Annotated in this window: 15 protein-coding genes and 1 pseudogene; 9 read left to right on the top strand and 7 right to left on the bottom strand. The window is 73.7% G+C overall.

What is annotated here, in order from left to right; translation table 11 throughout:
- Positions 1-23: 23 nt before the first annotated feature.
- The 3 genes from ACZ6I1_RS05000 to ACZ6I1_RS04990 form a co-directional block, all read right to left on the bottom strand.
- Positions 24-1,103 carry a HAMP domain-containing sensor histidine kinase gene (locus ACZ6I1_RS05000; RefSeq protein ID WP_469283168.1) on the bottom strand — a complete coding sequence of 360 codons (1,080 nt, stop codon included), beginning with the start codon at positions 1,101-1,103 and terminating at the stop codon, positions 24-26.
- On the bottom strand, positions 1,100-1,837 hold the full coding sequence (locus ACZ6I1_RS04995; protein ID WP_446591569.1) for a response regulator transcription factor: 738 nt from the start codon (positions 1,835-1,837) through the stop codon (positions 1,100-1,102). The genes ACZ6I1_RS05000 and ACZ6I1_RS04995 overlap by 4 nt, the downstream gene beginning before the upstream one ends.
- Before the next feature lie 127 nt (positions 1,838-1,964).
- Complete coding sequence (locus ACZ6I1_RS04990) at positions 1,965-3,734, bottom strand: glycoside hydrolase family 3 protein (protein WP_469283166.1); 1,770 nt, start codon at positions 3,732-3,734, stop codon at positions 1,965-1,967.
- A 137-nt stretch (positions 3,735-3,871) separates the two neighbouring features.
- Here ACZ6I1_RS04990 and ACZ6I1_RS04985 point away from each other — a divergent pair, with 137 nt between their 5' ends.
- Positions 3,872-4,609 carry a TetR/AcrR family transcriptional regulator gene (locus ACZ6I1_RS04985; protein ID WP_469283164.1) on the top strand — a complete coding sequence of 246 codons (738 nt, stop codon included), beginning with the start codon at positions 3,872-3,874 and terminating at the stop codon, positions 4,607-4,609.
- Here the strand turns inward: ACZ6I1_RS04985 and ACZ6I1_RS04980 are convergent.
- Positions 4,606-5,193, bottom strand: coding sequence for a hypothetical protein (locus ACZ6I1_RS04980; protein WP_469283162.1), 588 nt, complete (start codon positions 5,191-5,193; stop codon positions 4,606-4,608). The two genes, ACZ6I1_RS04985 and ACZ6I1_RS04980, sit on opposite strands and share 4 nt — an antisense overlap.
- A 36-nt stretch (positions 5,194-5,229) precedes the next feature.
- Here ACZ6I1_RS04980 and ACZ6I1_RS04975 point away from each other — a divergent pair, with 36 nt between their 5' ends.
- The 3 genes from ACZ6I1_RS04975 (at position 5,230) to lon (ending at position 10,105) form a co-directional block, all read left to right on the top strand.
- Positions 5,230-6,630: a glycosyltransferase family 39 protein gene (locus ACZ6I1_RS04975; protein WP_469283159.1), complete on the top strand. Its 1,401-nt coding sequence runs from the start codon at positions 5,230-5,232 to the stop codon at positions 6,628-6,630.
- Between the two features lie 58 nt (positions 6,631-6,688).
- Positions 6,689-7,549, top strand: a complete 861-nt coding sequence (locus tag ACZ6I1_RS04970; RefSeq protein ID WP_469283158.1) for a sulfurtransferase — start codon at positions 6,689-6,691, stop codon at positions 7,547-7,549.
- 126 nt (positions 7,550-7,675) lie between these two features.
- The gene (gene lon, locus ACZ6I1_RS04965; RefSeq protein ID WP_469283155.1) at positions 7,676-10,105 is read left to right on the top strand and encodes an endopeptidase La; all 2,430 of its coding nucleotides are present in this window, start codon (positions 7,676-7,678) and stop codon (positions 10,103-10,105) included.
- A gap of 3 nt (positions 10,106-10,108) precedes the next feature.
- Here the strand turns inward: lon and ACZ6I1_RS04960 are convergent, their stop codons facing one another.
- On the bottom strand, positions 10,109-10,555 hold the full coding sequence (locus ACZ6I1_RS04960) for a MarR family winged helix-turn-helix transcriptional regulator (RefSeq protein ID WP_469283153.1): 447 nt from the start codon (positions 10,553-10,555) through the stop codon (positions 10,109-10,111).
- A 131-nt stretch (positions 10,556-10,686) separates the two neighbouring features.
- Positions 10,687-11,463 carry a protein phosphatase 2C domain-containing protein gene (locus ACZ6I1_RS04955; RefSeq protein WP_469283152.1) on the bottom strand — a complete coding sequence of 259 codons (777 nt, stop codon included), beginning with the start codon at positions 11,461-11,463 and terminating at the stop codon, positions 10,687-10,689.
- 389 nt (positions 11,464-11,852) lie between these two features.
- Between ACZ6I1_RS04955 and ACZ6I1_RS04950 the strand changes: the two genes are divergently transcribed.
- The 5 genes from ACZ6I1_RS04950 to ACZ6I1_RS04930 are packed head-to-tail and all read left to right on the top strand — an operon-like array spanning position 11,853 to position 17,557.
- Positions 11,853-14,717, top strand: coding sequence for a sensor histidine kinase (locus ACZ6I1_RS04950; RefSeq protein WP_469283150.1), 2,865 nt, complete (start codon positions 11,853-11,855; stop codon positions 14,715-14,717).
- Entirely contained in the window at positions 14,714-15,196 is a 483-nt protein-coding gene (locus ACZ6I1_RS04945; protein ID WP_469283148.1) for a roadblock/LC7 domain-containing protein, read from the top strand. The genes ACZ6I1_RS04950 and ACZ6I1_RS04945 overlap by 4 nt, the downstream gene beginning before the upstream one ends.
- The gene (locus ACZ6I1_RS04940) at positions 15,193-15,576 is read left to right on the top strand and encodes a DUF742 domain-containing protein (RefSeq protein WP_469283146.1); all 384 of its coding nucleotides are present in this window, start codon (positions 15,193-15,195) and stop codon (positions 15,574-15,576) included. The genes ACZ6I1_RS04945 and ACZ6I1_RS04940 overlap by 4 nt, the downstream gene beginning before the upstream one ends.
- A complete protein-coding gene (locus ACZ6I1_RS04935; RefSeq protein WP_469283144.1) occupies positions 15,557-16,192 on the top strand; it encodes a GTP-binding protein in 636 nt (211 codons plus the stop codon). The genes ACZ6I1_RS04940 and ACZ6I1_RS04935 overlap by 20 nt, the downstream gene beginning before the upstream one ends.
- A gap of 33 nt (positions 16,193-16,225) precedes the next feature.
- Positions 16,226-17,557 carry a styrene monooxygenase/indole monooxygenase family protein gene (locus tag ACZ6I1_RS04930; RefSeq protein WP_469283140.1) on the top strand — a complete coding sequence of 444 codons (1,332 nt, stop codon included), beginning with the start codon at positions 16,226-16,228 and terminating at the stop codon, positions 17,555-17,557.
- Here ACZ6I1_RS04930 and ACZ6I1_RS04925 read toward each other — a convergent pair.
- Positions 17,533-18,738: pseudogene (locus tag ACZ6I1_RS04925) on the bottom strand (C40 family peptidase); the annotation flags it as partial. The gene ACZ6I1_RS04930 and the pseudogene ACZ6I1_RS04925 sit on opposite strands and share 25 nt — an antisense overlap.
- Between the last annotated feature and the right edge of the window lie 211 nt (positions 18,739-18,949).

The following is an 18,949-nucleotide window of genomic DNA, read 5'->3' as shown; positions in this document are numbered from 1 at the left end:
GTCCTTCCCACTCGAACCCTACGTCAACGTGGCGCCTGCGAGCTGCCCGGAAGCGTGACAAGGATGCGGCAGCCCCGTGACGATTCGGCCACGCCGATGTGCCCTCCGTGCAGTTCCACGGCCCAGCGGGCGATCGCCAGGCCCAGCCCGGTGCCGCCGTCGCCGGCCCGGGCGCTGCCCCGGTTGAACCGCTCGAAAACGCGGTGGCGCTCCGCCTCGGGGATGCCGGGGCCTTCGTCCCGTACCTCGATGGCCAGGGAGCCTGGCGCGTCGCCGGCCCGGGCGCGGACGGTGACCCGGCCGTGCGGGGGGCTGTGCTTGACCGCGTTGTCGATCAGGTTGGCGACGACCTGGTGCAGCCGCTCGGCGTCCGCGTACGCCGTCAGCTCGGGCGGGAAGACGTCCAGGTGCAGGTGCACGTCGTTGCGGGTGTGCCCGCCCGAACCGGAGAGCAGGCCCGGCCGGCCGGCGGCCGCCAGCCCCGATTCCTTCAGCACGCCCGACAGGTACGGCCACACCTCGAAGCGGCGGGCCTTCAGCGGGACCACCCCGTTGTCCACCCGGGACAGGTCCAGCAGGGTCTCCACGAGGCGGCCGAGGCGCTCGGTCTGCTTGAGCATCGTGCGCATGGTCTCCGGGTCGGCGGCCGAGACCCCGTCCACCACGTTCTCCAGGACCGCCCGCAGTGCGGAGATGGGCGTGCGCAGCTCGTGGGAGACGTTGGCGACGAGCTCCTTGCGGTGGCGGTCCACCGCCTCCAGGTCGTCCGCCATCACGTTGATCGTCGAGGCCAGGTCGCCCAGTTCGTCGCGGCGCCCCGCCCCGCGCACCCGGCGCGTGTAGTCGCCCTGGGATATCGCCCGGGCCACCCGCGTCATGTCGTCCAGCGGCGCCGTCAGGCTGTGGGCCACGAACTGGGTGATCAGCATCGAGGCGATCACCGAGAAGACCGTGATGAACCGCAGCTCGGTGTCCGTGCGCAGGGCCACCAGCAGCAGGCCCGTCGTGATGAAGACCGAGACCACCACGAGGGTGCCCAGCTTGGTCTTGATCGAGAAGGGCGAGAAGGGCCGCAGCCCCGGTCCGGGGTGCCGGCCGCTCATGCCTGTGCCGGGGTCTCCAGGGCGTACCCGACGCCGTGGACGGTACGGATCCGCTCCGCGCCGATCTTGCGCCGCAGGGCCTTGATGTGGCTGTCGACCGTACGGGTCCCGGAGGCGTCGGCCCAGTCCCACACCTCGGCCAGCAGCTGCTCCCGGGACAGCACCGCCCGGGGGGTCCCGGCCAGGCACACCAGCAGGTCGAACTCGGTCGGCGTCAGGTGCACGTCCTCCGTCTGCACGCGGACCCGGCGCTGCGCGTGGTCGATCTCCAGGTCGCCCAGGCGCAGGGTGGCCCCGCGCGGGGTGTGCGCGGCCAGTGTGGCCCGTTCCACACGCCGCAGCAGTACGTGGACCCGCGCTGCCAGCTCGCGGATGGAGAACGGCTTGGTCATGTAGTCGTCCGCGCCGACCCCGAGGCCGACCAGCAGGTCGGTCTCGTCGTCGCGGGCGGTGAGCATCAGCACCGGGACCGGCCGCTGGGCCTGGACCCGGCGGCAGACCTCCAGTCCGTCGAAGCCCGGCAGCATCACGTCCAGGACCAGCAGCTCGGGCAGCCAGCTCTCGGCCGCGGCGACGGCGGCGGGGCCGTCCGCGGCCGTCTGGACCTGGAAGCCCTCGGCCCGCAGGCGGGCTGCGATGGCCTCGGCGATGGTGTGGTCGTCCTCGACGACGAGTACGCGCCGCTGTGCGCCGGGGGTCGCCGAGGCGCCGTTGTGGGTGTGCGTCTGTTCCATGTCCCGGTCCGCCCCTGAAGATCTGCGTGGTGGGGTGCAGCGTAGAGGAGGCACCGGCCTGCGGCTATGCGGGGTTCGGACAGGGCATTTGTGCTGATGGTCCGGGTTGGGGGAGGGATGTACCGGCCTACAGGGACAGCCCGTGGCCGTGCGCGAACACCGGGTCCCCGGTGTCGTTCGGGACGTCCGGGCGCGAGGCTTCGACGGCCTCCATCGAGCGCGGCAGCTCGAACGGAAGGCGGCCTTCCGGGGTGGCGAGGCCGAAGGCGACGTCCAGCAGGGCGGCGTCGGAGGCGCCGTAGTCGGCGATCAGCGCGGCCGCGCGCGCCGCGATCTCCGGGATGACGGCCGCCCGTTCCAGGTTGATGCAGACCAGGGTCGGCACCTGGTCGAGCAGGGCCAGGACCGCGGCGAGCTCGGGTTCGGGGAAGGCCAGCGAGCCGGAGTGGAAGAAGGACTCGAAGGTGTTCTCCCGGGGCTCGTACGGGGTCCGCAGGCGCAGTACGGCCAGGTCGGCGGCGGCCGGGTCGGCCACGACCTCGCCGTACTCGGCGGCGACGGCCTCGTCCACGGTGCGCACGTAGAGCTTCGGCCGGGGCTCCGACTTCGCGGAGAGCGGAATAATCTGCTCCGTATTTGTCAGTACCGTGAGCGACCGACGCTGCGCCGCGGCGCCCAGGGCGGCGAAATCGGCCCGGCCCACCGTCGCGGCCGCCGCGTCCGGGTCCACGTACGGGTTCTCGAACAGCCCGAGCCGGAACTTCTCGCGCAGCAGCCGCCGTACCGACGCGTCGATGCGGGACTCCGCGACCCGGCCGCGGCGGACCAGCTCCACGACCACCTCGGGGCACTGCTCGCCGCCGAACTGGTCGCAGCCGGCGTCCAGGACGCGCGCCGCGCGCTCGGCCACGCCGAGGTGCTCCAGGCCCCAGGCGCGCGCCGGGTGCGTCTGTCCGAAGATCTCCGCGTCGGTGAGCAGCCCCCAGTCGGTGCAGACGATCCCCTCGAAGCCGAGCTCCTCGCGCAGCAGGCCGGTGACCACGCCCTTGTTGAAGCCGAAGCCGACCTCTTCCCAGTCGGTGCCCATCGGTTGGCCGTAGTACGGCATCATCTGCGCGCATCCGGCGGCGATCGCCGCCTTGAAGGGCTCCAGGTGGTGCTCGCGCATCCCGCCCGGATAGACCTGCTCCTTGCCGTGCGCGAAGTGCGGGTCCTCGCCGTCCTTCTGCGGGCCGCCTCCCGGGAAGTGCTTGACCATGGCGGACACCGAGGAGGGGCCGAGCTCCGGGCCCTGCAGGCCGCGTACGTACGCCCGCACGAGCGCGGCGGTCAGTGCGGCGTCGGAGCCGAAGGTGCCGGACTGGCGGGCCCAGCGCGGTTCGCTGGCCAGGTCGATCTGCGGGTGCAGGGCGACGCGGAAGCCGACGGCCAGGTACTCGCGGCGCACGGTGTCGGCGAACCGGAAGACCAGCTCCGGATCGCCGATGGCGGCCAGCCCCAGGGCCTCGGGCCAGGCGGAGAAGGCGCCGGAGCCGAAGGAGGCGCCGATGTTGTCGGTGAAGGCGTGGCGCGGGTCGGTCGAGAGGGTGACCGGGATGCCGAGGCGGGTGGCGGCGGCCATCTCCTGGACGGTGTTCTGCCACTGGGCCATCTCGCGGGCGCCGTACGTGCCGAGCAGGTTGAAGTGGGTGAGGAGCCGGTCGCCGATCAGCTCGGGCGTGGTGAACGGGAGCATCGAGCCGTCGGTCTCGGTGACCGGGGTGCCGTCCGCGTTCATCATCAGCATGGAGTGGAAGAGCTGGCCGGCCTTCTCCTCCAGCGTCATCCGGGACAGCAGGTCCTCGACGCGCCGGTCCACGGGGAGCGAGGCGTCTTGGTAGGCGGGGGTCGCGTTCATCGGAAGGCTCCTGGGGCCGCGCGGTCTGCCGGGCGCCCCACCCAAGCATGAAAACCATGCACCCACTAGGTTTTCGAAAGTGACCTGGGTCACTCCTCGCGGATGGCCGAAAACAACCACCGCTTAGGGTGGTCGGCATGGCACAGGACAAGGGGCGGACGGCCTCCAAGGCTCCGAAAGCCCCGAAGGCCCAGAAGGCCACGGCCCGGGGGACCTACGCGGTGGGGGACGCCCGCCGGCAGAAGATCCTCGACACGGCGGTGGAGCACTTCGCGCAGTGGGGCTTCCACGCCTCCTCCCTGGCCCGGATCGCGGCCGGCTGCGGGATCACCCAGGGCGGGCTGCTGCACCACTTCCGCAGCAAGGAGGACCTCTTGCTGTCCGTGCTGGCGCAGAGCGAGCGACACGACATCGAGCGGCTGTTCAGCGAGCCGGCCGACTCGGTCGCCGCGCACTTCACCACCGTCGTCGCCCTCGCCGCCGACAACGCGCGGCGGCCCGGCCTCGTCCGAATGTTCCACACCCTGGTCGGCGAGTCCGGCAACCCGGGACACCCCGCCCACGCCTACTTCCGGGAGCGCTACGCCCGCGTGCTCGGCCACACCGTCGACATGCTGGAGGCCGGCATCGCGCGCGGCGAGCTGCGTCCCGGCACTGATTGCGAGGCCGTCGGCCGCGAGATGCTCGCGGTGATGGACGGCCTGCAGATCCAGTGGGTGCTGAACCCCGCGAGCGTGGACATGCCGGGCCGGCTGCACGCGTTCCTGGACCGTCAGCTGCGGGGGATCACGGTCGCGGGGACGGGCCTGCCGGGGCTGGGGCCTGCGGGGCCTGCCGGGGCTGCGGGTGTTGCGTCGGTGCCCGCCGGGCCTTAGCCGGCCTCGAACGGGGGCAGCGCGTCCAGCACCTTCCGCAGGGCCGGGGCCAGGGCCTCCTGCTCGGCCGCCACCTCGTATCCGCCGTGCACGAAGGCGTAGACGAACCCGTCGTAGACCTTGGTGCTGCCCGTCGCGATCCTCGGCAGATGCGCGAAGTCCGCCTCGCGCAGGGCCGTGCGCAAGCCGGCGAGCCGGGCTTCCGACAGCTTTCCGCTGCCCTCGGGCTTCGCCTTGCGGTCCAGGCGGGTCCACGAGCCGTCGCCCTTGACGATGAGGGTGTGGACCCGGCCGGCGTAGCCGCCGCTGCGGCTGACCCGGACCAGGGTCTCGGTCGCGGCAGGGGAATGGGCGGGAGTCGGAGCCGCCGTCGTCGGAGCGGGCGTGGACGCGGGCGCGGGCGTGGGGCTCGTCGTGGCCCCAGTGGCCCCAGTGGCCGCCGCCGTTTCCGACGGGGCCGGTGTTCCGGTCGCCGGCGGCCGGCCGTCCGCGCCATCGGAACCGGACTGTCCGCATCCGACGAGGACCGCGCCCAGTACCGCCGCCGCCCCCGCCGTCACCGCCACCACCCGGAACGCTCGCACACCCACCTCCGCAGGTACTCCGACCGAACCCCGAGTATGGAGTCCCCGCACCCGTTACGACAGCACCCGGAGGCAGCCATCCGCCGCATCGCCCCCTGGCGCGTGCTCCCGCCCCTGCTCGCCGTCCTCCTCGGCCTGTGGGGTCTGGAGCGCGGCGGCAGCATGTGGCGCGACGAATCCGTCACCTGGCAGGTGGCCCACCGGCCACTCGGCGGGCTCTGGGAGCTGCTCGGCCAGGTCGACGCCGTGCACGGCCTGTACTACCTGCTCATGCACGGGGTGTTCCTGGCCTGGGACGGCGGCCTGTGGGCCCTGCGCCTGCCCTCCGTCGCCGCCACCGCTCTCGCGGCCGCCGGGGTGGCCGCCATCGCCCGCCGGCTCGCGGGGGAGCGGGCCGCGCTGCTCTCCGGGCTCGCGTACGCCGTACTCCCGCCCGTGCAGACGTACGCGCAGGAGGGCCGCTCGTACGCCCTCGTCGCCGCGGCGGTGGTGTGGGCGACGTACCTGATGCTGCGCGAGCGGTGGGGGGCGTACGCGGTGGTGCTGCTGCTCGGCTGCTGGCTGCACGAGTTCGCGGCCCTGGCCCTGCTCGCGCACGCCTTCACCGCCTGGCGTTCGCGCGGCTGGCGCCTCGCCGCCGGGGCCGTCGTGGCCCTGCTGCTGCCCCTCGCCCTGATCAGCGCCCGGCAGGCCGAGCAGCAGCTCGGCTGGCTCGGGCGGCCCTCCTGGCAGGACTGGGTGGCGTACGGGGTGCTCACGGCCGCCGTACTGCTGCTCGCGCGGGGCGCCGCCGCGCGGGACGCGAACGGCCTCGTCCGCGTCGCCCTGCCCCTCGCCCTGCTGCCGCCCGGGCTGCTGATGACGCTCTCGCTGGTCCACCCCTGGTACGTCGACCGGTACGTGCTCTACTCGCTGGCCGGACTCGCCCTGCTGACGGGAGCCGCGCTGTCCGCGGCGCGCGGCTGGTGGCCGTGGCTGCTGGTCGCGGCCCTGCTCGTGCCCTTCGGCTGCTGGTCGGTGTGGCTGCGTACGCCCGAGAGCCGCAAGGACGACGTGCTCGCGGTGGCCGCCGCCGTCCGGGAGCTGGCCCGGCCCGGGGACGCCGTGCTCTTCATGCCGTCGCGGCGGCGCGAATGGCTGCTGTCCTCGCCGGACGTCTACGACGGGCTGCGCGACGTGGCCCTGGACCGCTCCCCGGCGGCCTCGCACACCCTCCAGGGCACCGAGCGGCCCCCCGCGGAGATCAGCGCGGCGCTCACCGGGTCCCCCCGGGTCATCGCCCTGCTGGACCCGGCCGGGCAGCCGCTGGACCCGTACCCGCGGGAGGCGGTGAAACGGCAGACCCTGGCCGCCCGGTTCGACCTGTGCTCGATCACGGCCATACGCGGCGCCCGCGTCGCGCTCTACGCCCGCCCCGGCGGCTGCCCGGCAGGATGAGCGCCGAGCGCCGTGAGTGCCCCACCGACATCCGACATCCGACCTCCAGGAGCCGCTGATGACCGCCCACTCCCTCGAACCGTCCGAACCGCTGGTCGGGACCGACTGGCTGGCCGACCGGCTCGGCGCGCCCGGGTCGAGCGGCCTCGTCGTCTTCGACGCCTCCGTCGGCTCCCACCGCGGCGCCGGCCGGCGCATCCCCGGAGCCCGCCCCTTCGACCTCGACGGCGACCTGTCCGACCACGACGCCCCCGCCCCGCACACCATGCCGTCGGCCGCACGGTTCGGCGAGGCGATACGGGACCTCGGCGTGGACGACACCGACACCGTGGTCGTGTACGACGGCGCCGGCATCTACTCCAGCGCCCGCGCCTGGTGGATGCTGCGCGCCATGGGCTTCGACCGGGTCGCCGTCCTCGACGGGGGACTGCCCGCGTGGAGCGCCGCCGGCCTGCCCGTGGAGGCCACCGGCCCCGCCTACGACGGCCCGCGCGGCTCCTTCACCGCCCGCCCGCGCCCCGGGCTGCTGGTCGACGCCGCGGCCGTCGCCGCGGCCCTGGCCGATCCGGCCGCCGCCGTCCTCGACGCCCGCACCCGCGAGCGCTTCGCCGGCACCGCCCCGGAACCCCGCCCCGGCCTGCGCGGCGGACACATGCCGGGCGCGCTCAACCTGCCCTTCGCCGAACTCCAGCAGTCCGACGGCCGGATGCGCCCCGCCGGGGAACTGCGCGAGGCCTTCCGGGCGCTGGCGGGCGTCCGGGAACGGCTCTGCTTCAGCTGCGGCTCCGGCGTCACCGCCTGTGTCCTCGCGCTCGGCGCCGACCTCGCCGGCTACCGGCAGACGGCCGTGTACGACGGCTCCTGGAGCGAGTGGGGCCTGCCCTCGGACGAGCGCCCGGTGGCCACGGGCCCGGCCTGACCGGCACGACGCTCCGGGCCGTTCGCCCCCGGACCGTTCGCCCCGGGCGAACGGCAGTTGGGGAACATTGGGCGGCGCAGATGCATTGAGTCGGCATAGCTCAACTTCACTGCCGGAGGGTTGATCATGGCTTCGACGCCCGTAACGCTCACTCTGCCCGTGCTGCCGCTCGACGACGAGGTCGTGCTGCCCGGAATGGTGGTTCCGCTGGACCTGTCCGACGCCGAGGCGCGCGGGGCCGTGGAGGCGGCCCAGGCGGCGGCGGGCAGCGGAGGAAAGCCCCGGGTGCTGCTCGTGCCCCGCATCGACGGCAAGTACGCCGGGACCGGAGTGCTCGGGACGGTCGAGCAGGTGGGCCGGCTCTCCGACGGGGACCCCGGGGCGCTCATCCGCGGCCGCGGCCGCGTCCGCATCGGTGCCGGGACCACCGGCCCCGGCGCGGCGCTGTGGGTCGAGGGCGAGACCGTCGACGAGCACGTGCCGGACCCGCTGCCCGGCGCGGTCACCGAGCTCGTCAAGGAGTACAAGGCGCTCGCCACCAGCTGGCTCAAGAAGCGCGGGGCCTGGCAGGTCGTCGACCGGGTCCAGCAGATCGAAGGGGTGTCGGCCCTCGCCGACAATTCCGGGTACTCGCCGTTCCTGACCGTCGAGCAGAAGGTCGAACTGCTCGAGACCGCCGATCCCGTCGCCCGCCTCAGGCTGGCGGTCAAGGCGCTCAGCGACCACCTCGCCGAACAGGACGTCGCCGAATCCATCGCCAAGGACGTCCAGGACGGCGTCGACAAGCAGCAGCGCGAGTTCCTGCTGCGCCGCCAGCTGGAAGCCGTCCGCAAGGAGCTGCGCGAGCTGGGCGGCGAGAAGGAGGGCGAGGAGTCCGACGACTACCGTGCCCGCGTCGAGGCCGCCGACCTGCCCGAGAAGGTCCGCGAGGCCGCCCTCAAGGAGGTCGACAAGCTGGAGCGGGCCAGCGACCAGAGCCCCGAGGGCTCCTGGATCCGCACCTGGCTGGACACCGTGCTCGAACTCCCCTGGAACGAGCGCACCGAGGACCAGTACGACATCCGGGGCGCACGGGCCGTCCTCGACGCCGAACACGCCGGGCTCGGCGACGTCAAGGACCGCATCACCGAGTACCTCGCCGTCAGGAAGCGGCGCACCGAGCGCGGCCTCGGCGTCATCGGCGGCCGCCGCGGCGGGGCCGTCCTCGCGCTCGTCGGGCCGCCCGGCGTGGGCAAGACCTCGCTCGGCGAGTCCGTGGCCCACGCCATGGGCCGCAAGTTCGTCCGGGTCGCGCTCGGCGGCGTACGCGACGAGGCCGAGGTGCGCGGCCACCGCCGGACCTACGTCGGCGCCCTTCCGGGCCGGATCGTCCGCGCCATCAAGGAGGCCGGGTCGATGAACCCGGTCGTGCTCCTCGACGAGATCGACAAGGTCGGCTCCGACTTCCGCGGCGACCCGGCCGCAGCCCTGCTGGAAGTCCTGGACCCGGCGCAGAACCACACCTTCCGTGACCACTACCTCGAGGTGGAGCTCGACCTCAGCGACGTGGTGTTCCTGGCGACGGCCAACGTCCTCGAAGCCATCCCGGAGGCCCTCGCCGACCGCATGGAGCTGGTGCGCCTCGACGGGTACACCGAGGACGAGAAGGTCGTCATCGCCCGCGACCACCTGCTGCCGCGCCAGCTGGAGCGCGCCGGCCTGGGCGCCGACGAGGTGGTCCTGGAGGAGGCGGCACTGCGCAAGCTCGCCGGCGAGTACACCCGCGAGGCGGGCGTGCGCACCCTGGAGCGGTCGCTGGCCCGGCTCCTGCGGAAGGTGGCCTCGCAGCACGAACTGGGCGAGCGCGAACTGCCCTTCAGCATCGGCGCCGACGATCTGCGCGGGCTCATCGGACGACCCCACCACGTACCGGAGTCCGCCCAGGACCCGGCGGAGCGGCGCACCGCCGTCCCCGGCGTGGCCACAGGCCTCGCGGTGACCGGCGCGGGCGGCGACGTCCTCTTCGTGGAGGCCTCGCTGGCCGATCCGGAGACGGGCGCGGCCGGCCTGACCCTCACCGGCCAGCTCGGCGACGTCATGAAGGAGTCGGCGCAGATCGCGCTCAGCTTCCTGCGCTCGCACGGCGCCGAACTGGAGCTGCCGGTCGCCGACCTGAAGGACCGGGGCGTGCACATCCACTTCCCGGCGGGCGCGGTGCCCAAGGACGGCCCGAGCGCGGGCATCACCATGACCACGGCCCTCGCCTCGCTGCTCTCCGGACGCCAGGTGCGCACGGACGTGGCCATGACCGGTGAGGTATCGCTGACCGGGCGCGTCCTGCCGATCGGCGGGGTCAAGCAGAAGCTGCTGGCCGCCCACCGTGCGGGCCTGACCACCGTCATCATCCCCAAGCGCAACGAGGCCGACCTGGACGACGTCCCGGACGAGGTTCTGGAGGGGCTGGAGGTGCACCCGGTGACGGACGTGCGCCAGGTGCTGGAGCTCGCCCTGTCCCAGGCGCAGGCGCCGTCCCAGGGGCAGCCTCGGGAGGAGGTCCCGGTCACCGCCGCGGCCTGAGCCCTACGGGGCGTCCTCGCCCGCGTTCAGCTGGTTGAGCAGCCGGGCCAGCTCCGCCACCTCACCGCGGTCCCAGTCGGCGAGTTTGCGCATGTACTGCTCGCGCCGGGCGTTCCGTACGCGCAGGAACCGCTCGCGGCCCTCCTCGGTGAGGCCGACCAGGAAGGCCCGGCCGTCGGCGGGGTCCGGCTCGCGGGCGATCAGGCCCAGCACCTCCAGGGCGCGGAGCTGGCGGCTCATGGTGGCCTTGCCGACGCCGAAGTACGCCGCCAGCTCGGTGGCCCGCTGCCGGCCGGCCCCCTCCAGGCGGACCAGGAGCCCGTACGCGGCGGGCTCCAGCTCGGGGTGCAGGGCGCGCGCCATCTCGCCGGAGGAGGCGCGGGCCCGCCGGAGGAAGACGGACAGCTCCCGCTCCAGGGCAAGGAACTCCTGGTCTTCGCTCCCGTACACGTCCGGCTCCTTCGGTGGTGGATGAGCCGCCAGTATTTCGCAGCGGGCCCGCCGGAGGCCCGGGACCCCGCCGTCGCGGGGTCCCGGCCACGGCCCAGGGCCGCCTCGGGCACGCGTTCCCGGCCACGGCGCTAGAGCTCCGCGTAGACCGCCGAGGCGTCGTCGTGCCGCTTGTGCCGGCCGGCCGGGGGGCGCGCCGGGTCGGACTCGAGGGCGCGCACCCGGCCGATCAGGCCCTCCGCGCCCTCCTTCCGCAGCACCGCCAGGCACTCGGCCCAGTCGCCCTCCCGGAACGTGTCCGTCCACCGGCTCGCCCCGTCCGTGAGCGCGGCCACCGCCCGGACCTGGCCGCGCGGGGTGCGCCCCGTCACGGCCCGGGCCGCCACCGCCGGATCCGCGGCCGCCGTGAAGAAGCCGCCCTCGGCGTTCCGCAGCGCGTCCGTGGCCTCCACCGACCGCAGCACCTCCCGGGGCACCCGGTCCAGCCGGTCGTCGCGCACCGCCGTCACCTCGCCCCCGGCCTCCTGGAGGAGCAGCACCGAGTCGGAGAGGACCAGGTGCTCCACGTACGCCTCGTCCCAGCGGACGAGGACCACCGTCGCCTGCGGGGTGCGGACGTGAGAAAGGTCACAGGTGTCCCGGTGTGCCTCGGCCGTCGCGCGGACGGCCTCCGCGAGGATCCGGTCCAGCGGCATGTCCCGCCGCGATCCGGACAGTTCGGTCAATCGGCCGCCGAGCCGGGCCGAGAACCACGGCACCCCGTGCACGCAGCCGTCCTCGCCGCGCGGCGGGGTGACCCCGTCCAGGGCGACCAGTACACCGCCGCCCGAAGCGGGGATCGCGGCCGACACCCAGTCTTCATTGGGGCGTTCCGGGCTGCCGGGAGCGGAGGCGAGGTCGATGCGCATGCGGGCATTCTGCCGGGCGCGGCAGCACGGAGCGCGGGAGGTCCGTACCAATGGGCGCGGGGCTCGGACGGCTCCGCGCAGGGCGCCGTCGGACCGGGCGCGGCAGGGCGACCCGGAATGTGGGCGGGCATACTGCCAAAGCCCGCATCGATCTTTCAACCGCCTGTCCACGGACGGCCTCTGACGCCGGATGTCCGAGTTGGTCGCCAACTCATCCGTGATGTTCACTCCTTCGAGTGGCCAGGTGGGCGATGTGCGGCTCTCTTCCCATCACACTGCAAAGGTCTGAGGCGGTACGAGGGGGCAGGAGGCGTTTACTTGTTGACCGGCCGTTACCTCGGCCACACGAGTAGACGAGCCAGAGCACACGTACAGGATTGCGAGCACCGGTGCAGAAGAAGCGGTCTCGGAAGAACGGCACCGCCACCGACGGCCCGGCCCCCGCAGGACGCCGCGTCCGCGTGCGCCGCAGGCTGGTCGTAGGCGTGGCCGTCGCCGGCCTCACCGTCCTCGCGGCCGGCGCCCCCGCCGTCGTCTCCGCGACGAGGGAACTCAACGACTCCCAGCGCCTGGTCACCCTCGCGGAACGGACCCGGCACACCCTCACCCTCGCCCACCTCCTCGGCGACGAACGCGACGCCGTCGTCGAGTACGCCGCCAAGGGACGCCCCGGCGCGGCCAAGGGGCCCGTCCAGGAACGCGCCGCCCGCACCGACCGGCAGATCGCCGAGATCCAGGCCGAGGCCGACGAGGCCACCGCCCGCGCCCTCGCCCGCGTCCAGGCCGTCCGCACCGAAGCCGTCGACGGCAAGGGCAGCGCCCTCGCCGCCCACCAGGCCTACGCCGGAGTCCTCGCGGAACTCCTCGCCCCCGGCGACCGGCTCGCCGAGCTGACGCCGCCGCGCGCCACGGCAGCCCTCGCCACCACCCGCCCGATGGCCCCCCTCGGCCAGGCCGTCGAACAGGCCTCGGCCACCCGCGGACTGCTGCTCGCCGCGCTGGCCGTCCCCCGCGGCGAGCAGCTTCCGAACTCGGCCGTGGTGGACGAACTCACCACCGCCGCCCAGCGCTCCCGGGTACGGGAACAGGCGGCCCTCGACGACTTCGCGCGGGCCGCACGGCCCGACGTGCGCCAGACCCTCGCCGCCACCGTCACCGGACCCGAGGTCAAGGCCGCCGACGACTACCTCAAGCGGCTCACCGACCGGCCCACGCTCACCTCCGCCGACCGCAAGACCGACGGCGCGGCCGTGGGCTCCGCGCTCACCGCCCGCATCGACCGCATGCGGTCCGTCGAATCCACCCTCGCCGGCCAGCGCGCCTCCGCGCTCGCCACCCTGCGCGACGACGACGTGACCCGGCTGGAGATGGTGATCGCCCTGCTGGGCGTGCTGTTCCTGGTCACCGTGGGCGTCTCCACCGCCGTGGCCCGCTCGCTGACCCGGCCGCTGTCCGTGCTGCGCCGCGGCGCGGCGCGGCTGGCGACGCCGGAGGGCTCCGTGGAGCCGGTCCGGTTCACGGGACGCAACGACGAGTTCGCCGAGGTTGTCCGCCACCTGAACGCCGTCCGGGACCAGACCGTCTCCCTGCACACCCGGATCGCCGGGCTCGACGCCGACCGCCGGCGGATCCTCGGCCGCAGCGAGGCGCTGGCCGCCGGGCGCGACGTGCTGGAGGAGGAGCTGACGAAGCTGCGGGCCGGGCTGGAAGAGCACCGCCGCATCATGTCGACGACCTCCGTCTCGCTGTCGCTGCGGACTCTCGGCCTGGTGGAGCGCCAGCTCGCCGTCATCGAGGAGCTGGAGTCCAAGGAGCAGGACCCGGACCGGCTCGCGACCCTGTTCAAGCTGGACCACCTGGCGACCGTGATGCGCCGCCACAACGAGAACCTGCTGGTCCTCGCCGGCCAGGAGCACGGCCACGGCCAGGGCCTGCCGGTGCCGCTGGTCGACGTCATGCGGGCGGCGGTGAGCGAGATCGAGCGCTACGAGCGCGTCGAACTGGCGGCACTGCCCTCCTGCACCCAGGTCGCGGGGCACGCGGCCGACGACATTTCGCACGTGCTGGCCGAGCTGCTGGAGAACGCCACGACGTTCTCGCCGCCGGACGCCAAGGTCAAGGTGTCCGGATGGCTGCTGGACTCCGGCGACGTGGTGCTCTCCGTCATCGACGAGGGCATCGGCGTCACCGAGGACCGGCTCGAAGCCCTCAACTCCCGGCTGTCCACGCCCGAGGCCTACGACGAGGAGCCCGAGGCGGAACACGGCCTGGGCCTCGGCCTGTACGTGGCCGGGCGCCTCGCGGCGCGGCACGGGGTCACCGCGGAGCTGCGCGCCCCGCGGCACGGCGGCACCGAGGCGCTCGTGGTCGTCCCGGCCGCGCTGCTCCCCGCCGCCCCGCCGGCCTCGCCCGTCCACAGCCTGTCCACGCCGGGCGCGCCCGCGCTGCGCCTGCCGGGCGTGATCGCGGAGGCGAACGAGAACACCCTGCCGAGCCGGCTGCGCGGGGGCGCGCCGGTGGCGCCGGAGGTCCCGGGGGGCGAGGCTGCGGTGGAGGCTGAGGCTCCCGTGGCGGCCGTGCCGGAGACGGCTCCGGCCGATGGGCTGGGCGAGGCAGTGGCCGACGGACCGGCCGATGGGCTGGGCGACGCCCTGGCCGACGGTCCGGTGGCGGGGCCGGCGGATGCGCCGGTGGCGGCCCCCGCGGCGGAGGTCCCGGGTGAGCCCGGTCCCGAGGAGCAGTTGCTCGCGCGGGTCGTCCCCGACGCGGAGGGGGCGGGCTTCGCGGCGGCGGACCCCGGGTCGGAGGTGCCGGCCGACGCGCCCGCTGCCGCGCCCGGTGCCGACGTACGGGAAACCGCGCCCGAGCCGGATCCGCACCGGCACGCCACTCCCGAGGACAACTGGCTGCCCCGGCAGGGCAGCCACCCCGCCGATCCGGCCGACACCGTGGCCGACACCCCGGCAGACACCCCGGCCGAGGCCGTCACCGACAAGGGCCTGCCCAAGCGGAACCCCAAGTTCGTCGCCACCGCCCGCGCGGAAGACGTACGGCCCGAGCCGCCGCGCAAGGTCGACGCCGACGAACTGCGGCGCCGCCTCGGCGGGTTCTACCAGGGCGCCCAGGACGGGCGGCGCGTGGCCGCCGCCGAGCTCCAGCAGGACCGGCAGGACCGGCAGGACCGGCAGGACCGGCAGGACCGGCATCACGGGCAGACCGACCGGGGGGACACCGCACAGGAGGCACGCACATGACCGCGCCCAGTACGTACGGACTGAGCACCCAGGCCCGCAACCTGCAGTGGCTGCTGACCGACCTGGTCGAGGAGGTACCCGGCGTCAATTCCGTCGCCGTCGTCTCCTCGGACGGGCTCCTGCTCCTGTCCTCGGACCCGGGTGCAGCCGCGGAATCCCCCCAGGAGCCCCGCCCCAAGGGCCCGCGGGGCGCCTCCGCCGACCTGGCCACCATCGTCTCCGGCCTCGGCAGCCTCACCACCGGCGCGGCCGCCCTCATGGACGGCGGCCCGGTCAAACAGACCATGGTGGCCATGGAGCACGGCTCCGTCTTCGTCATGGCGATCAGCGACGGTTCCCTGCTGGGCGTGCACGCCGCCCCCGACTGCGACATGGGCGTCGTCGCCTACCACATGGCCCTGTTCGTCGGCCGCGCCGGCCACGTCCTGACCCCCGAAGTCCGCAGTGAACTGCGCCAGTCGATGGAGAAAACCCCGTGAGGAGTCCGGCCACCGACCGGCTGCCGATACGCGGCGCCGACCGCCGCCCCGCCCGCGTCCGCCCGTACTCCCTCACGGGCGGCCGGACCCGCTTCACGCAGGTCCTGCTGGTGGAGACCTTCGTCGCCACCCTGGACGCCGGTCCGGCCAAGGCGCCCGACCGCATGCCGGAGATGCCCGCCATCGTCGAGGTCTGCCGCCGCATGCGCACGATCGCCGAGATCGCCGCGCTGCTGAAGCTGCCGCTCGGCGTGGTCCGCGTCCTCGTCAGCGACCTCGCCGACCAGGGACGGATCCGCGTCTACGGCACGGGTCACGGCACCGGCCGTCCCGAGCGCGCGCTGCTGGAAAGGGTGCTCAGTGGTCTTCGCCGTCTCTGACCAGCACCAGCCGGTGTCGCCGGCCGCGGACGACGAGCCCGTCCAGCCCTGGCAGTACGACCGCTCCCGCGCACCCGTCGCCGTCAAGGTGCTGGTCGCGGGCGGCTTCGGCGTCGGCAAGACGACCTTCGTCTCGTCGGTCTCCGAGATCGCGCCGCTGCGCACCGAGGCGGTCATGACCCAGGCCAGCGCCCCGACCGACGATCTGACCGGTACCCCGGACAAGAACACCACCACCGTCGCGATGGACTTCGGCCGCGTCACCCTCGACGACGACCTGGTCCTGTACGTGTACGGGACCCCGGGCCAGGAGCGGTTCTGGTTCATGTGGGACGACCTGGTGCGCGGCGCCGTCGGCGGCATCGTCCTGGCTGACACGCGCCGGCTGCGGGACTGCTTCCCCGCCCTCGACTACTTCGAGAGCTGCGGCCTGCCGTACGCCGTCGCCGTCAACCACTTCGAGGGTTCGGAGTCGTACGAGCCGGAGGACGTGCGGGAGGCGCTGACCATCCCGCCGGACGTCCCCGTCGTGATCATGGACGCGCGGAGTCGCGCGACGGTCGTCGAGTCGCTGCTGACCCTCGTCGGGCACGCCCTGGACACCACTCCCGCATAGAGCCGGCCCGATCCCGAATAGAGAACGTGACAGATGCGCAAGATACTTGTCGTAGGAGCCGGCCAGTCCGGTCTGCAGCTCGCCCTCGGACTCCAGTCGAAGGGGTACGACGTCACCCTCATGTCCAACCGGACGGCGGACGAGATCCGCACCGGGCGGGTGATGTCCACGCAGTGCATGTTCGACACGGCGCTGCGTCACGAGCGTGACCTCCGGATCAACTTCTGGGAGCAGCAGGCCCCGAAGATCGAGGGCCTCGGCGTCTCGGTGGCCGCCCCCGACAACGGCCGCGCCATCGACTGGCTCGGCCGCCTCAAGGGGTACGCGCAGTCCGTGGACCAGCGCGTGAAGATGGCCGGCTGGCTCGACACCTTCGCGCAGCGGGGCGGGCAGCTGGTCATCCACGGCGCCTCGGTCGCCGACCTCGACTTCTTCTCCCGTACGTACGACCTGGTGCTGGTGGCCGCCGGCAAGGGCGAGCTGGTGTCCATGTTCGGGCGGGACGCGGCACGCTCCCCGTACGACGCCCCGCAGCGCGCGCTGGCCGTCTCGTACGTGCACGGACTCGGCCCGCGCCCGGAGCACCCGGAGACCGAGGCGGTGCGCTGCAACCTGGTGCCGGGTGTCGGCGAGCTGTTCGTGATGCCGACCCTGACGACGTCGGGCCGGGCGGACATCCTGTTCTGGGAGGGCGTTCCGGGCGGGCCGCTGGACGTGTTCCACGGCGTGAAGGACCCGGCGGAGCACCTGGCGCTCACGCTGGAGCTGATGGAGAAGTTCACGCCGTGGGAGCACGCGCGGGCCACGAAGGTGGAGCTGACGGACGCGGGCGGGACGCTGGCCGGGCGGTACGCGCCGGTGGTCCGCAATCCGATCGGGCGGCTGCCGGGCGGCGGGCTGGTGCTGGGGGTCGCGGACGTGGTCGTCGCGAACGACCCGATCACCGGGCAGGGCTCGAACTCCGCGGCCAAGTGCGCGGCCTCGTACCTGTCGTCGATCCTGATGCACGGGGACAAGCCGTTCGACGAGGCGTGGATGAAGGCCACCTTCGACAAGTTCTGGTTCACGACGGGCAAGCCGGTGACCCAGTGGACGAACGCGATGCTGGGCGTCCCGCCGGAGCACGTACTGAACCTGATCGGCGCGGCCGGGCAGCTCCAGCCGGTGGCGGATCGATTCGCCAACGGCTTCGACCACCCGGCCGACTTCGACGCGTACTTCTACGACCCCGAGGACGCGGCGGACTACTTGGAGTCGGTCGCGGGGTCGGTCGCGGGTTCGGTTTCGGAGTCGGAGTCGGAGTCGGGCTCGGGTTCGGGTTCGGCTTCATCGGCTTCGGGTTCGGGAGCCGTTTCCGAGGAGTAGCCGGTGTCGTCCCCCTCTTCCGCGGCCTCGGGGAGCGGCGGAGGGGTGAACTCCGCGAGCGGGGTGCTGCCGGGGTCCGGGCGCACCGCGCCGAGGAGCGGGTTCGCGGCGATCGGCGAGACCTTGACCTTCGCACCCGGGCGCGGGGCCTGGATCACCTTGCCGTCGCCGATGTACAGGCCCACGTGGGTGGCCTTGGGGAAGTACACCACCAGGTCCCCGGGCCGCAGCTGGTCCAAGGGCACCTTCGGCAGGGTGGCCCACTGCTCCTGGCTGGTCCGCGGGATGGTGCGGCCGGCGTGCGCCCAGGCCTGCGAGGTCAGGCCGGAGCAGTCGAAGGAGGCCGGGCCCTCGGCGCCCCACACGTACGGTTTGCCGATCTGGGCCGCCGCGTACCGGAGGGCCGCGCCACCGGCGGCGGTGGGCGTGCCGGTGCGGGTGGGGAGCCGGCCGGAGTCCACCAGCTCACGCTGCGCGCCGGCGGTGTTCGCGGCCTCGCGGGCGTTGAGCTGCGCGAGCTGCTCGGGGGTCAGGGCGGCGAGCGTCCGCTCGACCTCCTTGAGCTGCGTGGCGACCTCGTCCTTGTGCTGCTTCTGCCGTTCGGCCAGCGTCCGTTGGGAGTCCAGGGAGCGGCGGGCCCGGGTGGCGAGGGCGGCGGCCTCCCGCTCGCCGCGCGTGAGCCGCTTCAGTACGGCGGCCTGCCGGGCGCCCTCGCGGGCGGCGAGGCGCCGCTGGTCCAACGCGGCCTGGGGGTTGCCGGCGAGGAGCATCCGGGCGTACGGGGAGATGCCGCGGGCGTCCTGGTACTGCTCGCGGGCCAACCGCCCGAGCAGCGCCTTCTCGGACCCCAGGGCGGTACGGGCCCTGCCGAGCTCGGCGGCGAGCCGACGCTCCTCGTCCTGGCGGGTCTTGAGGGCCACTTCGGTGGCGTTGAAGGCCTCGGAGGCCTCCTCGGCCTTTTGGTAGAGGCCTTGCAGGCGGGTGAGCAGCGACCCTACGGATTCGGTGGATGTGGGGGATGTGAGGGGTGTGCGGGGGGTGGCGGGCGTGAGGGGGGCGGTGGGGGTGGCGGGGGTATGGGGTGCGCCTTGGGTGCCGGGGTCGGCGTCGGCGAGGGGGACGGGGCCGGCGGCGACGAGCACCGCGGCGACGCAGGCGGCACGAAGCAGCCGTGGGGACAGCCGATGGGACACGGGATCACCTCCGAGGTGCCCGATGCTTCCACGTCCGGTATGACAAATCGCCCAACGGGGTCGGCTGGTCGCGGGACGGTCACCCGGTCGGCGGCTTCGGGGAGCCTGATGCCCTCGGGGCTCATCAGGGAGGGTTTGGGGGTTTCCCGTCAGTCCCACTGTCTCTCCGGGTCGGGCCGGCCTGTCAAGGGCGCTCCTT

The sequence above is a fragment of the Streptomyces sp. NPDC046303 genome (assembly GCF_055588085.1).
Note: the sequence above shows the minus strand (reverse complement) of the source record. Positions and strands in the feature narration are given on the sequence as shown.